This window comes from Flavobacterium cheonhonense (assembly GCF_035671315.1).
In the GTDB taxonomy this organism is placed as follows: domain Bacteria; phylum Bacteroidota; class Bacteroidia; order Flavobacteriales; family Flavobacteriaceae; genus Flavobacterium; species Flavobacterium cheonhonense.
In genome coordinates this window covers 115,907-129,451 of the sequence record NZ_JAXAVY010000002.1, presented here as the reverse complement: position 1 = coordinate 129,451, position 13,545 = coordinate 115,907, and the positions used below count along the sequence as shown (strand labels likewise).

General features: G+C 38.7%; 13 protein-coding genes and 3 tRNA genes. 9 read left to right on the top strand and 7 right to left on the bottom strand.

What is annotated here, in order from left to right; translation table 11 throughout:
* Window positions 1-27 precede the first annotated feature (27 nt).
* Complete coding sequence (locus SK086_RS06465; protein WP_324690536.1) at window positions 28-1,170, top strand: PepSY-associated TM helix domain-containing protein; 1,143 nt, start codon at window positions 28-30, stop codon at window positions 1,168-1,170.
* On the opposite strand, the gene SK086_RS06460 is transcribed toward SK086_RS06465, so the two are convergent.
* Window positions 1,167-1,529 (bottom strand): DUF983 domain-containing protein, encoded by a 363-nt coding sequence (locus SK086_RS06460; RefSeq protein WP_324690535.1) that lies wholly within the window; start codon window positions 1,527-1,529, stop codon window positions 1,167-1,169. The two genes, SK086_RS06465 and SK086_RS06460, sit on opposite strands and share 4 nt — an antisense overlap.
* A gap of 82 nt (window positions 1,530-1,611) precedes the next feature.
* Between SK086_RS06460 and SK086_RS06455 the strand changes: the two genes are divergently transcribed.
* Window positions 1,612-2,475, top strand: coding sequence for a helix-turn-helix transcriptional regulator (locus tag SK086_RS06455; protein ID WP_324690534.1), 864 nt, complete (start codon window positions 1,612-1,614; stop codon window positions 2,473-2,475).
* 60 nt (window positions 2,476-2,535) lie between these two features.
* Here SK086_RS06455 and SK086_RS06450 read toward each other — a convergent pair whose 3' ends face one another.
* A complete protein-coding gene (locus tag SK086_RS06450; protein ID WP_324690532.1) occupies window positions 2,536-3,999 on the bottom strand; it encodes an aminoacyl-histidine dipeptidase in 1,464 nt (487 codons plus the stop codon).
* Between the two features lie 180 nt (window positions 4,000-4,179).
* On the opposite strand from SK086_RS06450, the gene SK086_RS06445 reads away from it, so the two are divergent.
* Window positions 4,180-5,235 (top strand): DUF3810 domain-containing protein, encoded by a 1,056-nt coding sequence (locus SK086_RS06445; protein ID WP_324690531.1) that lies wholly within the window; start codon window positions 4,180-4,182, stop codon window positions 5,233-5,235.
* Here the strand turns inward: SK086_RS06445 and SK086_RS06440 are convergent, their stop codons facing one another.
* The 4 genes from SK086_RS06440 to SK086_RS06425 form a co-directional block, all read right to left on the bottom strand.
* Window positions 5,236-5,808, bottom strand: a complete 573-nt coding sequence (locus tag SK086_RS06440) for a sigma-70 family RNA polymerase sigma factor (protein ID WP_324690530.1) — start codon at window positions 5,806-5,808, stop codon at window positions 5,236-5,238.
* Between the two features lie 404 nt (window positions 5,809-6,212).
* Window positions 6,213-6,286 (bottom strand) — tRNA-Arg (locus SK086_RS06435).
* 26 nt (window positions 6,287-6,312) lie between these two features.
* Window positions 6,313-6,387, bottom strand: a tRNA-Pro gene (locus tag SK086_RS06430).
* Window positions 6,388-6,391: 4 nt separating this feature from the next.
* A tRNA-Ser gene (locus tag SK086_RS06425) sits at window positions 6,392-6,475 on the bottom strand.
* Window positions 6,476-6,759: 284 nt separating this feature from the next.
* Between SK086_RS06425 and SK086_RS06420 the strand changes: the two genes are divergently transcribed.
* The 6 genes from SK086_RS06420 to SK086_RS06395 all read left to right on the top strand — a co-directional run bounded on the left by SK086_RS06420 (window position 6,760) and on the right by SK086_RS06395 (window position 12,859).
* Window positions 6,760-7,938 carry an acetyl-CoA C-acyltransferase gene (locus SK086_RS06420; RefSeq protein ID WP_324690529.1) on the top strand — a complete coding sequence of 393 codons (1,179 nt, stop codon included), beginning with the start codon at window positions 6,760-6,762 and terminating at the stop codon, window positions 7,936-7,938.
* A gap of 74 nt (window positions 7,939-8,012) precedes the next feature.
* The gene (locus tag SK086_RS06415; RefSeq protein ID WP_324690528.1) at window positions 8,013-8,774 is read left to right on the top strand and encodes a C40 family peptidase; all 762 of its coding nucleotides are present in this window, start codon (window positions 8,013-8,015) and stop codon (window positions 8,772-8,774) included.
* Between the two features lie 54 nt (window positions 8,775-8,828).
* Window positions 8,829-10,214 (top strand): alpha-amylase family glycosyl hydrolase, encoded by a 1,386-nt coding sequence (locus SK086_RS06410; protein WP_324690527.1) that lies wholly within the window; start codon window positions 8,829-8,831, stop codon window positions 10,212-10,214.
* A 131-nt stretch (window positions 10,215-10,345) separates the two neighbouring features.
* On the top strand, window positions 10,346-11,125 hold the full coding sequence (locus SK086_RS06405; protein ID WP_324690526.1) for an MlaE family ABC transporter permease: 780 nt from the start codon (window positions 10,346-10,348) through the stop codon (window positions 11,123-11,125).
* Window positions 11,126-11,128: 3 nt separating this feature from the next.
* Window positions 11,129-11,866, top strand: coding sequence for an ABC transporter ATP-binding protein (locus SK086_RS06400; protein ID WP_290871996.1), 738 nt, complete (start codon window positions 11,129-11,131; stop codon window positions 11,864-11,866).
* A 9-nt stretch (window positions 11,867-11,875) separates the two neighbouring features.
* A complete protein-coding gene (locus tag SK086_RS06395; protein ID WP_324690524.1) occupies window positions 11,876-12,859 on the top strand; it encodes an MlaD family protein in 984 nt (327 codons plus the stop codon).
* Window positions 12,860-12,908: 49 nt separating this feature from the next.
* Here the strand turns inward: SK086_RS06395 and SK086_RS06390 are convergent, their stop codons facing one another.
* Entirely contained in the window at window positions 12,909-13,526 is a 618-nt protein-coding gene (locus tag SK086_RS06390; RefSeq protein WP_324690523.1) for a porin family protein, read from the bottom strand.
* Between the last annotated feature and the right edge of the window lie 19 nt (window positions 13,527-13,545).

Here is a 13,545-nt window from a genome sequence, read left to right as displayed (position 1 = left end):
TCGGTGAGGAGTTTTTAATCTTAGTCAATGAAAAAAGTAGGCTTTAAAAAAATCATCAGAAATATCCATCTTTGGTTGGGATTGGCATCGGGCAGTATCGTTTTCATCATCGCTATTACAGGCTGTTTGTACGCCTTTCAGGAAGAAATTCAGAACATCACCGAAACCTATCGCTTTGTGGAAAAGCAAAACAAAGCTTTCCTCCTACCTTCAGAATTAGAAAAAATAGCCCGTGCCGAATTGCCGCAGGAATCGCTGCACGCCATCAAATACAATGGCCAAAGTCAGTCTGCCGAAGCCATTTTTTTCAGTCACGACGACCAAAACAAACAAAACGATTATTACCACATCATTTACCTCAATCCGTACACCGGAGAAATTTTGGAAGTAGCCGATATGTATTCGGGCTTTTTCCGTTGGGTTTTGGACGGTCATTTTTACCTCTGGCTACCGCATGAAATCGGGCAAACAGTAATTGCTTCGGCGACCTTAATCTTTCTGTTAATGTTAATTACAGGCTTGATTCTTTGGTATCCCAAAAACAAAAAAGCCGCCAAACAACGCTTTTGGTTTCGTTGGAAAGACGGGATAAAATGGAAACGTAAAAACTATGATTTGCACAATATTACCGGATTTTACGTAATGGCTATCGCTTTAATCTTTGCCATTACAGGATTAGTTTGGGGATTTCCGTGGTTTGCTTACAGCTATTATACTTTAATCGGCGGCGAAAAATCATTGGTCTATGAAGATCCGATATCTCAAAAAGAAATCTCAGTTTCTGACATTAAGAAACCGCTGGATAAAGTGTGGTTCATGATGCAAAAAGACTATCCCGATGCCCAATCAATTGAAGTGCATCCGCCCGAAACCGATTCGAGCTCGATAGCTGCCAACGCGAACTTAGACAAAGGCACTTATTGGAAAACCGACTATCGTTATTTTGATCAATATACTTTAAAAGAAAAAGAGGTGAAACACATTTACGGAAAGTTAGCGAACGCTACAGCTTCCGATAAACTCATCCGAATGAACTATGACATTCATACCGGAGCTATATTGGGTTTACCCGGAAAAGTTTTTGCCTTTTTGATTAGTTTGTTGATTGCGAGTTTACCCGTGACCGGTTTTTTAATTTGGTACGGCAAGCGCAATAAAAGCGGTGTCTAACGCGAATAATTTTTGAACAGATAAATCCAAATCATCCGCGACAATCGGATATTAAAACAACTGAGCAAAACAATTACAGTGGCAATAATCGGAATGATTCTCAAATCAAAGGTTTTGTCAAAAAACGTACTCGCAATAACGTAAGTAATGATTCCTTGTCCTACGGTTAAACCGTAATTCACAAACATAGCGCCGAAAAAATAACCCGGTTCTTTTTCAAATTTAGTGTTACAATGACTGCAGTATTGGTTCATCTTCGGGAAACCCAAACTGAAGAAAAAACTTTTGTCGGCAAACACTTTGCCTTTGTGGCAATTGGGACATTCGTTACGAAAAATATGATAGAGACTTTGTAGCATGATACAATTTTTGACAAAGATAAATAGTTTGCCATCATCAATAGTTTAGTATCTTCGCTAATAATAGCACAATTAGGACATTTTGAAAAAGAATCCGGTTTACAATATTGACAATTTTAAAGCCGATTTTGGGAAGAAAGAGCTGTACATCAACACTTTTAAAAATCATTTAAAAGCGCACAGTTTTATTGAAAAACCACATCGACATAACTTTTATCTTTTGGTTTTATTCACCAATGGCAGCGGAAATCATGCAATTGATTTTACCAATTACGCCATAAAACCGGGCAGCTTATTTGTACTACAACCGGGACAAATACACCATTGGGAACTTTCCGAGGATATTGAAGGCTATATCTTCTTTTACTCGCAAGAAGTGTATAATATCTATTTTGCACAGAAAAAAATAGAGGATTATCCCTTTTACCAATCGGTAAGAAACCAACCGGCTATTGTTTTTGAAAAAGAAGAATTGCAAACGCTACTACCGTATTTCGACCTGATGATTCAGGAAAGTCAAAGCGCAAATTCTAATAAACAAGACAAACTACTGAATTTACTGGATTGCATTCACATTGAGATTTCCGGAAAATACTTAGCCGAATCCAATCATACCTCACATTCGTACAATTATAAAATTCAGCATTTTGAGCAACTATTGGAGCAATACTTTACTACCGAAAAAGCGCCTTCTTTTTATGCCGAAAAAATGAATATTACACTCAAACACCTCAATCGAATTTGCAAAGACATACTGAACCAAACCGTCACTGAGCTGATTGCCAAAAGAATAATTTTGGAGGCCAAAAGGCTATTAATTGACGCTTCAAAAACGATTAATCAAGTTGCTGATAATTTGGGGTTTGAAAATTATGCTTACTTCATCAGGTTGTTTAAAAAACAAACCGGTATGACGCCCAGTGAATTTCGAAAAATGATAAATTAAAAAACCCGTTCAGTATGGAACGGGTTGCTAATAATCTAATATTCTAAGATGTCTAACAATCTAATTTTTCACAGGAATGTTTGCTAAAATTTCCAAAAAGAATTTCCAGAATTTTTGAGACGATTGAATCGACGCTCTTTCATCCGGACTGTGCGCACCGTGAATCGTTGGTCCGAAAGAAATCATGTCCATTCCAGGGTAGTTAGTCCCTAAAATACCGCATTCCAATCCGGCGTGACAAGCCACTACATTGGGTTTACTGCCGTTTTGTTTTTCGTAAATGTCGACTAAAACTTTTAAGATTTCAGAGTTCACATTCGGTGTCCAACCCGGATAGCTACCGCCGAATTCTACTTCGCAACCAAACAATTCGTAAGCCGAACGCAAGCCATTGGCCAAATCCATTTTAGAACTTTCTACTGAGGAACGCGTCAAATTCTGGATAGAAATTTGTCCGTCTTTCACCACTACTCTGGCAATATTATTGGAGGTTTCTACCAAATCAGCCATATCGGCACTCATACGATATACGCCGTTATGAGCAGCATAAATCGAACGCAACAAACCTTCTTGCACGCCTAGATCCATGACTTTCGCCGGTAAATCGCTTTTTACAATTTCGATGGTTAAGTTGGGTTCTGTCGTTTTGAATTCGGTTTTGATATCGTTGATAATTTCCTGCATATCAAACACAAAAGCCTCGTCGTACATACCTGCTACAATTACTTTGGCCACACTTTCACGCGGAATCGCATTGCGCAAACTGCCACCGTTTATTTCAGCAATTTGCAATCCGAAGTTTTCAAATCCGTCAAACAACAAACGGTTCATGATTTTATTGGCATTCCCCAATCCTTTGTTAATGTCCATACCCGAGTGACCGCCATTCAAGCCTTTTACGGTAATGGTGTAACCCACAGAACCTTCCGGAGTTTCTTCCTCATGGTAAGTTCTGGTAGCCGTTACGTCGATACCACCGGCACAACCGATGTCGATTTCATCGTCTTCTTCTGTATCTAAATTCAGTAGAATTTCCCCTTGTAAAATACCGCCTTTTAAGTTCAAAGCACCGGTCATTCCGGTTTCTTCATCTATGGTAAACAAGGCGTCAATAGCAGGATGCGGAATATCTTTGCTTTCTAAAATCGCCATAATCGCAGCTACACCTAAACCATTGTCGGCTCCCAAAGTAGTTCCTTTAGCGCGTACCCAATCGCCATCTACATACATATCGATGCCTTGGGTTAAGAAGTCGAATTCGGTATCATTATTTTTTTGATGTACCATATCTAAGTGCCCTTGCAATACGATAGGTTTACGGTTTTCCATACCAGGAGTAGCCGGTTTACGGATAATGACATTTCGGATATCATCTTCAAAAGTTTCTAATCCTAAACTGTTTCCGAAATTTTTCATGAATTCTATGACGCGCTCTTCTTTTTTAGACGGACGCGGTACCGCATTTAAGTCGGCAAACTTGTTCCAAAGGACTTTGGGTTCCAGGTTTCTGATGTCTTGGCTCATTTTTTAAGTTTCTAAGTTACTGAGGTTCTGAGTTACTGAGTTTTTTAGCCTCGTTATAAGCCACATAATAACTTAGTTACTCAGCGACTCAGTCACTCAGCGACTCAGTACCGCAAAGTTACAAAGTTTAACTACTTTAGAAATTGAATTGTGATTATATTTACATTTTAAAAAGATACTTTGAAACGTAAATATATACTTCCTTTGTTTTTGTTGATTCAGCTGGTACTGCTGAAAATATTAGCCTTTTTTCCGGAATCAGTAGAACGTTTTTACAGCAATGGGTTATACCTATGGCTATCAAAATGTTCGCGATGGATATTAGGCAGTATTCCTTTTTCTGTAGGCGATATTGTTTACAGTTTTGTGGGGTTTTATGCGTTATACTGGCTGTATAAAAATCGGAAAATACAATGGAAAGTCAAGGTTTGGTCGATATTGAGTTTTGTGTCGGTAGCCTACTTTTTATTTCATTTGCTATGGGCATTCAATTACTACCGAGTACCGTTGTTTGAAAAGATGAAAATCAAAAGAGAATACACCGAACAAGAATTGGTGTTGTTCACAGAAAAATTGATTACCCAAACGAATGCTGTTCACAAAGCCATCACCAAAGACCGTTTAAAAAAGGTTGTTAATCCTTACAGTCAGGACAGCATTTTTAAACTGACCCAAAACGGTTACGATCAACTGGCGAAAGAACATGCCTATTTTGAGTATAAAATTCCCAGTCAGAAAAAATCGCTGTTGAGTTTACCCTTAACCTACATGGGATTTGGCGGTTACTTGAATCCGTTTACCAACGAAGCGCAAGTCAATGACAAGTTGCCGATGTACGGTTTTCCGAATGTAGTTTGCCACGAAATGGCGCATCAAATTGGTTTTGGCAGCGAAAGCGAATGCAACTTCATTGGTTTTTTAGCCGGCGTTAAAAACGAAGATTTGTATTTTCAGTACTCGGCTTTATCCAATGCTTTACGTTACTGTATGTCGAACATAGGAATGAAAAACGAAAAAGAATTCGACCGATTAAAGGTAAAAATCAATCCGGGTATCATTAAAAATTACCAAGAAAGCGAAACCTTTTGGCAACAATACGATACTTTTATTGACAAGGCTTTTCATGCTTTTTACGACCAATATTTAAAGTCAAACCAACAAGAAGAAGGCATTGACAGCTATAGTAAATTTGTGGATTTATTGGTGAATTATTATAAAGGAAAAGAAGTCCAATAACTAATATTTTCCACAAATTCGACAATCCTCTTTTTCCTGATGCTCGCCTACTAAAAAGCCTTTGTCATTTAACCGATAATGGCAACATTCCATAAAACCCTCCTGCAACAATCTTCTTCCTCTTTGTATACGAGATTTTACAGCCGGTAATGTCATCTTAAGAATTTCAGCCACTTCTGCCTGTTTTTTTCCGTTAATTTCACTTTGGATTAAGGGTTCCCGATACAATTCCGGCAAATTTTTAATCATTGGCAATAAACAACTCATCGGACTGTGGTGTTCGTCAGTGGTAGCTTCTTCAGACAAATTGCCATACAAAGACATGTTGGTAGGTTTTGCAAAATGATTCATTACCGTATTGTAAGCTATACTAAAAATCCAAGAGCGTAAACTTTCTGTTTTTTGTACTTTCTGCAGATTGAGATGTACCTTGATAAATACTTCTTGTAATAAATCATTAGTCATTTCCGAATCTTTGACTTTGCTTCTGATGTAGCGCTTTACTTCGGTTGAATAGCTAATCCAAACTTCTTCTGAAGTCAATAATGTTGGTATGTCTTTTGTTGTTTTCATAATGATTTTGGTAAATAAAGATACAAAATAAAACCCAACCCTTTTAGAGGTTGGGTTGCTTTTTATTTACAACTTTGACAGCTACAATTTGTACATTGACAGTTAACACAATTACATGTCCCGCCGTTAGCACATCCACAATTATTTGATTTTTTTGTTCTCATGATAATTAAATTTTTAATGTTTCTATCAGTAAGACCGGAAAGATTCGAAAAAGATGCAGGAATTGTGATTTTTATTTTCAGAGAAGAAGAAAATGAGCAATTCTGAAGGGTTTAGCAGTTAGTATTTTGCTGCGCAACATCCTTCAAAGCTACGCCCGAAGCTTCGGGATTGAAAAACAAAAAACCAGAATAAAAACTCAAGTAAACTTGGATTTTTATTCTGGTTTTTTGTTTTATTCGTGATCTCAGAAGGATTCGAACCTTCGACCTACTGCTTAGAAGGCAGTTGCTCTATCCAGCTGAGCTATGAGACCATGCAAAGAAAATGTCTTGAAAATTGTCGGGGTGGCAGGATTCGAACCTGCGACCTCCTGGTCCCAAACCAGGCGCGATGACCGGGCTACGCTACACCCCGAGAGCGGAGAGACAGGGACTCGAACCCTGGCGACGGTTACCCGTCGACAGATTAGCAATCTGCTCCGTTACCACTCCGGCACCTCTCCTATAATTTCCAATATTGTAAAAGAACATTTTCTTTAAGCGGTTGCAAATGTAATTTATCATTCTATAATTTACAACTATTTCATTTCTTTTTTTAGCATTTCAAGTAAATTATTCCAAAATAACTTCACTATCAATGCACTACAAAATCGATAATTCTTGCAAAGCGTTGCGCACAAAGATTTATTGGGCTTACAATTCATTATTTTACAATAAAAGTTTAGATTTGCAAGGCAAACACTCTAGGTAAAGTTCACACTTGCCGAGAGACAAACAACTAAACATCATGAGTAAAAAAGTAGTTATCGTATCAGCTGTGAGAACTCCTATCGGAAGTTTTATGGGAAGTTTATCCACTGTGACTGCCACACAATTAGGTGCCGCTGCCATCAAAGGCGCCTTAAATAAAATCAATTTAGATCCAACTTTAGTAGATGAAGTATTAATGGGTAATGTAGTACAAGCCGGCGTTGGCCAGGCTCCTGCTACTCAAGCCGCTATTTTCTCAGGTATGCCCAATACTGTTCCTACTACTACTGTAAATAAAGTATGTGCTTCCGGCATGAAAGCCGTAATGCAAGGTGCACAAGCCATCATGACCGGTGATGCCGAAATCGTTGTGGCCGGTGGTATGGAAAACATGAGTTTGATTCCACATTATGTGCATTTGAGAAACGGCGTGAAATTCGGTCCAACCACTATGGTTGACGGTATGCAGAAAGACGGTTTAACCGATGCTTACGACAACAATGCTATGGGGGTTTGTGCCGATTTGTGCGCTTCAGAATATGGTATTACCAGAGAAGAACAAGATGCTTTTGCTATCCAATCTTACGAGCGTTCTGCTAAAGCTTGGGCAGAAGGTAAGTTCGACAACGAAGTAGTTCCGGTGGAAATCCCGCAACGTCGAGGCGAGCCGATTGTATTTGCTAAAGATGAAGAATTCACCAACGTGAAATTAGATAAAATCCCGGCCTTAAATCCTGTGTTTACTAAAGACGGAACTGTAACGGCGGCCAATGCTTCTACTATTAATGACGGTGCTGCAGCTTTAGTTTTAATGAGCGAAGAAAAAGCACGAGCTTTAGGCTTAAAACCATTGGCTTATATCAAATCCTACGCTGATGCCGCTCAGGAACCAAAATGGTTTACCACCGCACCAGCCAAAGCGTTGCCAAAAGCCTTAGACAAAGCCGGAATTTCGATAGCCGATGTAGACTATTTCGAGTTCAACGAAGCTTTCGCAGTGGTTGGTTTGGCTAATGCTAAAATCTTAGGCTTAGACAACAATAAAATCAATGTGAACGGTGGTGCTGTTTCTTTAGGACATCCGCTGGGCTGTTCAGGAGCCAGAATTATTGTAACTCTGATTAATGTATTAGAGCAAAACAATGCTAAAATCGGAGCAGCAGCTATCTGTAACGGTGGCGGTGGCGCTTCTGCTATTGTAATCGAAAGAGCTTAAAAAAATTACGAATTACGAATTATGAATTACGAAACAATTCATAATTCGTGATTTATAATTCATAATTAATTGAGATGTTTGCCATTTGTAACCTTGCCATAATTCCTTTACGAGCCGAGTCTAGTGATCGAAGCGAAATCGTTTCGCAGGTGTTGTTTGGTGAGCATTTTGAAATCTTGGAAAGACAAAACCAATGGGCTAAAATCAAGTTGCAGTTCGACGGTTATGAAGGCTGGGTTGATTCCAAACAATACCAAATTATTTCAGAGAAGAATTTCAACGATTTATCCAAAGAAGCCATCATTTTAAATGCTGATTTGGTGGAATACGTCACCAATGCCAAAAACATGCTATTGCCGATTCCGCTTGGCGCTTCGCTATCGTTTTTAAACCACAGCGAAATCAATACAGAAGGCTTTCAGTTTGAAGGATTAAAAACCAGTGGTATCAAACCCAAATCCGATTTGATCACCACAGCTTACCAATATTTAAATGCGCCTTATCTTTGGGGCGGCAAAACGCCATTCGGAATTGATTGCTCCGGTTTTACGCAAATGGTATACAAACTCAACGGCTATCATTTGCTTCGCGATGCTTCACAACAAGCCGGTCAAGGCGATGCGCTGAGTTTTATTGAAGAAAGTGAACCCGGAGATTTGGCTTTCTTCGACAATGATGAAGGCAAAATCATCCACGTCGGCATCATGATGGAAAACAACTACATCATCCACGCCAGCGGGAAAGTCAGAATTGATCGCTTAGACCATTTAGGAATTTATAACGCAGAACAAAACCGACACACCCATCGATTGCGCGTCATTAAGAAAATTATATAAACCAAAACTTTTGTTTTGTTTTTTTTATTACATTAGTTTCCTAATCCCTTATAAATGAAACCTATTCACAAAATTTCAATTCTTGCGCTTAGTTTAGTTCTGGTGAGTTGCTTTAAAGAAAAAAACAATGATAACGCCGAAGATCGTTACCAACCCAAAGAATTCGTTGAAGTTAAACATCCTGAATGGAGCAAAAATGCTACCATTTACGAAGTGAATGTGCGACAATTTACCCCGGAAGGTACTTTTAAAGCTTTTGAAGCACATTTACCCAGAATAAAAAAAATGGGAATCGATATCATTTGGCTCATGCCGATTCATCCGATAGGCTTTGAAAAAAGAAAAGGTACTTTAGGCAGTTATTATTCGGTGAAAGATTATTACGGTATCAATCCTGAATTTGGAACAAAAGCCGACTTCAAGCACCTGGTAGATAAAATCCACAGCATGGGTATGTATGTCATTGTAGATTGGGTTGCCAATCACTCTTCCTGGGATAATCCGTTGGCCAAAGAGCATCCGGATTGGTACACCAAAACCGAAGAAGGAAATTTTCAACCTACACCATGGTATGATTGGGATGATGTAATCGACTTTGATTACGACAAGCCCGGCATTCGAAAATACATGACCGAAGCCTTGGTGTATTGGGTAAAAGATTTCAATATAGACGGATACCGTTGTGATACGGCTGGATTTATTCCAACCGATTTTTGGAACAATGCCAGAGCAGAAATGGACTCAGTTAAACCCGTTTTTATGTTGGCTGAATGGGAATCAAGAGATTTGCATCAAAAAGCTTTCGATATGACTTACTCCTGGACTTTTTGGGACAAAATGGCCGCTGTAACCCGAGATAAAAAAAGCATTAGCGGTTTGGTGGAATACATGGCACACGATGTAAGCACATTCCCGCGTGATGGTTACCGCATGCTTTTTACCGACAACCATGATATGAATTCATGGAACAAAAACATGGTTTATAATTTCGGAAACGGCTTGGAAGCTTCTATCGTTTTAACCGGAACTGTTAACGGAATGCCTCTGGTTTATGGCGGACAAGAAGCCGGTTTAGATCGTTCGCTTGCCTTTTTCGAAAAAGATTTAATCGATTGGAGTCAAATGCCTTATGAAGGTTTATTTAAAAAACTTTTCGATGTAAAACACCGCAATCATGCCTTATGGAATGGTAAAGAAGGCGGCGTTATGGTTAGGATTTACAACGACAAAATGGAACAAGTGATTTCCTTTTCACGAACCAAAGACAAAGACAGGGTCATTCCTATTATCAATTACAGTGACAAACCGGTAACGGTAAAACTCAACTCCAATCACTTGAAAGGCGATTATACCGAGGTTTTTTCAGGGAAAAAAATTACCTTGAATGGCGATGATGTATTTACCCTTAAACCTTGGGAATATTTGGTTTTAGAAAAATAAATGCTACGTTTCAACCAACATCAAAAATCCACTTTATCATTTTGAGAGAGTGGATTTTTTTTACGGATAATAAGTAGTCATTATCAGTATAATTCGCTATATTTGATAAGGACTTTACTTAATTTCAATCTATGGAAAACGATTCCAAAGTGGTAACCTCATTTAAAAATTTTTTAATTGAAATTGGTGAACTCTCCTATTTCACGGCTCGGTTTTTCAAAGAGCTCTTTAATCCTCCTTTCGAATTCAAAGAATTTTGGCGCCAATGTTACAACATGGGTAATCGCTCGTTATTGTTGGTGAGTGTAACCGGTTTTATCATCGGATTAGTATTTACGCTGCAATCTCGTCCAACCTTGGAAGAATTTGGCGCCGTATCTTGGATGCCTTCTATGGTGAGTATTTCTATTATTAGAGAAATCGGGCCTATTATCACCGCTTTAATTTGTGCCGGAAGAATTGGTTCGGGGATTGGCGCCGAATTAGGTTCGATGCGCGTAACCGAGCAAATTGACGCCATGGAAGTTTCAGGTACCAATCCCTATAAATATTTAGTGGTAACCCGAATTTTAGCCACCACAGTTATGTTACCTATTTTGGTTTTCTTTGGTGATGCCATTGCCATTTTCGGATCAGCTATGGTAGAAAATATGAAAGGTAATGTTTCTTTCCTGCTCTATTTCAATCAGGTATTCGACAGTTTGCAATTCAGCGATGTAATCCCAACAACCTTCAAAACGTTCTTCTTTGGCTTTGCCATCGGATTGGTAGGTTGCTACAAAGGATACAATTGTAAAAAAGGAACCGCCGGCGTTGGTTTAGCGGCCAATTCTGCCGTGGTATACACTTCAATGTTGTTGTTTATCATTGATTTTATTGCTGTATTTGTCACTAATATTTTTTACAGTTAAACCATGGAGAAAAAACCAATCATCACTATTGAAAACCTTCACAAAAGTTTTGGCGACAATTGTGTCCTCGATGGTTTCAACATGCAATTATACGAAGGTGAAAACCTAGTGATTATGGGCAAATCAGGCTCGGGAAAATCGGTCATGATCAAATGTTTGATTGGCTTAGAAGAACCCGACAGCGGTACCATAACCGTAATGGGGAAAAACATCAACCAATTAGAGCAAGCCGAATTGGACGAACTCCGAACTGAAATCGGATTTTTGTTCCAAGGCAGTGCTTTATACGATTCCATGTCGGTGAGAGAAAATTTAGAGTTTCCGCTTCGCCGTCATACCAAAAAATTCGGCATCATCAAAGATACTACTCCTATGGTCATGGAAGCTTTGGAGAATGTAGGTTTGGCGCACGCCATCGATTTAATGCCCAGCGAATTATCCGGAGGAATGAAACGAAGAATTGCTTTGGCTCGGACCTTAATCTTACAGCCGAAAATCATCTTATATGATGAACCAACTACCGGATTAGATCCGATAACCTCCAAAGAAATTATTTTATTAATGATGTCGATTCAGAAAAAATACAACACCTCTTCCATCATTATTACCCATGATGTTGATTGTGCGCGGGTGATTGCCAACCGTATGATATTATTAATAGACAGTATTAATTATGCCGAAGGTACTTTTGAAACACTATCCGCTTCAGAAGATCCGAAAATTAAAGCCTTTTTTAAGTAAATTAGCCCTATGGAAAAAACAGCATCTCAAAAAATCCGCCTTGGTCTGTTCGTTATTATTGGTCTTTCTTTATTTGTATTGACCATCTATTTTATTGGCAGCAAGCAACAAATGTTTGGTAAAACCGAACCCTTAACTGCTGTTTTTGACAATGTATCCGGTTTGCAATTGGGTAATAATGTTCGGTATTCAGGTATTAATGTCGGTACGGTACGAGGTATTGAAATTGTAAACGATTCTACCATCAATGTTGAGATGGAAATTGACAGAACTGTTTTTCCGCACATCAAAAAAAATGCGGTGGCCACTATTGGTTCCGATGGATTGGTAGGCAGTGTTATCATTAACATCATTCCCGGTAAAGGTGAAGCACTTCCGGTGCAACCCGGAGACATCATCAAATCCAATAACCGAATCCGCACCGACGACATGTTGAGTACCTTAAACGTCACCAACGAAAATGCCGCACAACTGACAGCCGATTTACTCAAAATTACCAACGACATTAATAAAGGCAAAGGAACTATTGGCGTGCTGCTTCGCGACTCGGCTATGGCAAACGATTTGAAAACTACCATTCACAACCTGAAAATTACCAGCGAAAAAACCAGTCAAACCATGGATAATCTGAACCGACAAATAGCCGGTTTAGATCATAAAGACAATGTAATTGGCGTTTTAAAAGATACCGTAGTGGGCAATAAAATAAGACATATAGTGACCAATTTAGATTCATCGAGCCAAGAGATTACTAAAGTTGTGGCAAATTTAAACACTACAATTTCCAATGCAAAAGACGGAAAAGGCGCCATCAATTATTTGTCTAACAATCCGAAACTGGTGAAGCAAATCGACTCGACGATGACCAACATCAACCAAGCCAGTCAAAAACTAAATGAAAATTTAGAAGCTTTGAAAAGTAATTTCTTATTCCGCGGTTATTTTAAAAAAAAGGAAAAAGCCAAAAAGAAAGCAGCTGCCGGAAAATCATAAACAAAAAAATCTGCCCTACAGCAGATTTTTTTTTAATATATAATGCTGATTACTTCAGTAAAAAGTTAAGCCCAACATTCAAACTCGAGCGGCTATTAGTAACTCTCGAAAACTCATTGACTTTAAAAATATCACTTACTCCGCCTTGGCCTTCGTATTCAAAAAACAATTTAAGTTTGTCGGAAACCGGAATCTTTACGCCTATACCTAATGCCAAACCAAAATCGGTTGAACTAAAACCATCCGTTACATCAGTTCCGAAACGAACATCTTCAGCATTTAACAAAAATCCCATGTACGGACCAAACTCTAAAAACCAATTTCTCTTGCTTCCGAAATGCCAATTGGCCATTACCGGTACAGTTAAGTAATTAACGTTAAAATCGGTTACATAACTAAATCCATCGCTGTCTTCAATAAAACCGTTGTCCCAACCTTTTTGATCGTAAATCAACTTTCCTTTAATGCTCCAACGATCTGAAAAATAATAATCCACAGAACCACCAACGTTAAATCCAATAGCCGAATCGGCAGAAACATCCGAATTGGAAATCGTTGAATTGTTATATCCTATATTGAGACCAAACTCAACATCGCCTTTCTTTTGGGCAACTACTACAGCGGTGAAACCTAAAGCTAACGCTGCTGTTAAAAATATTTTTCTCATAGTTAATTGTTTAAGTAAC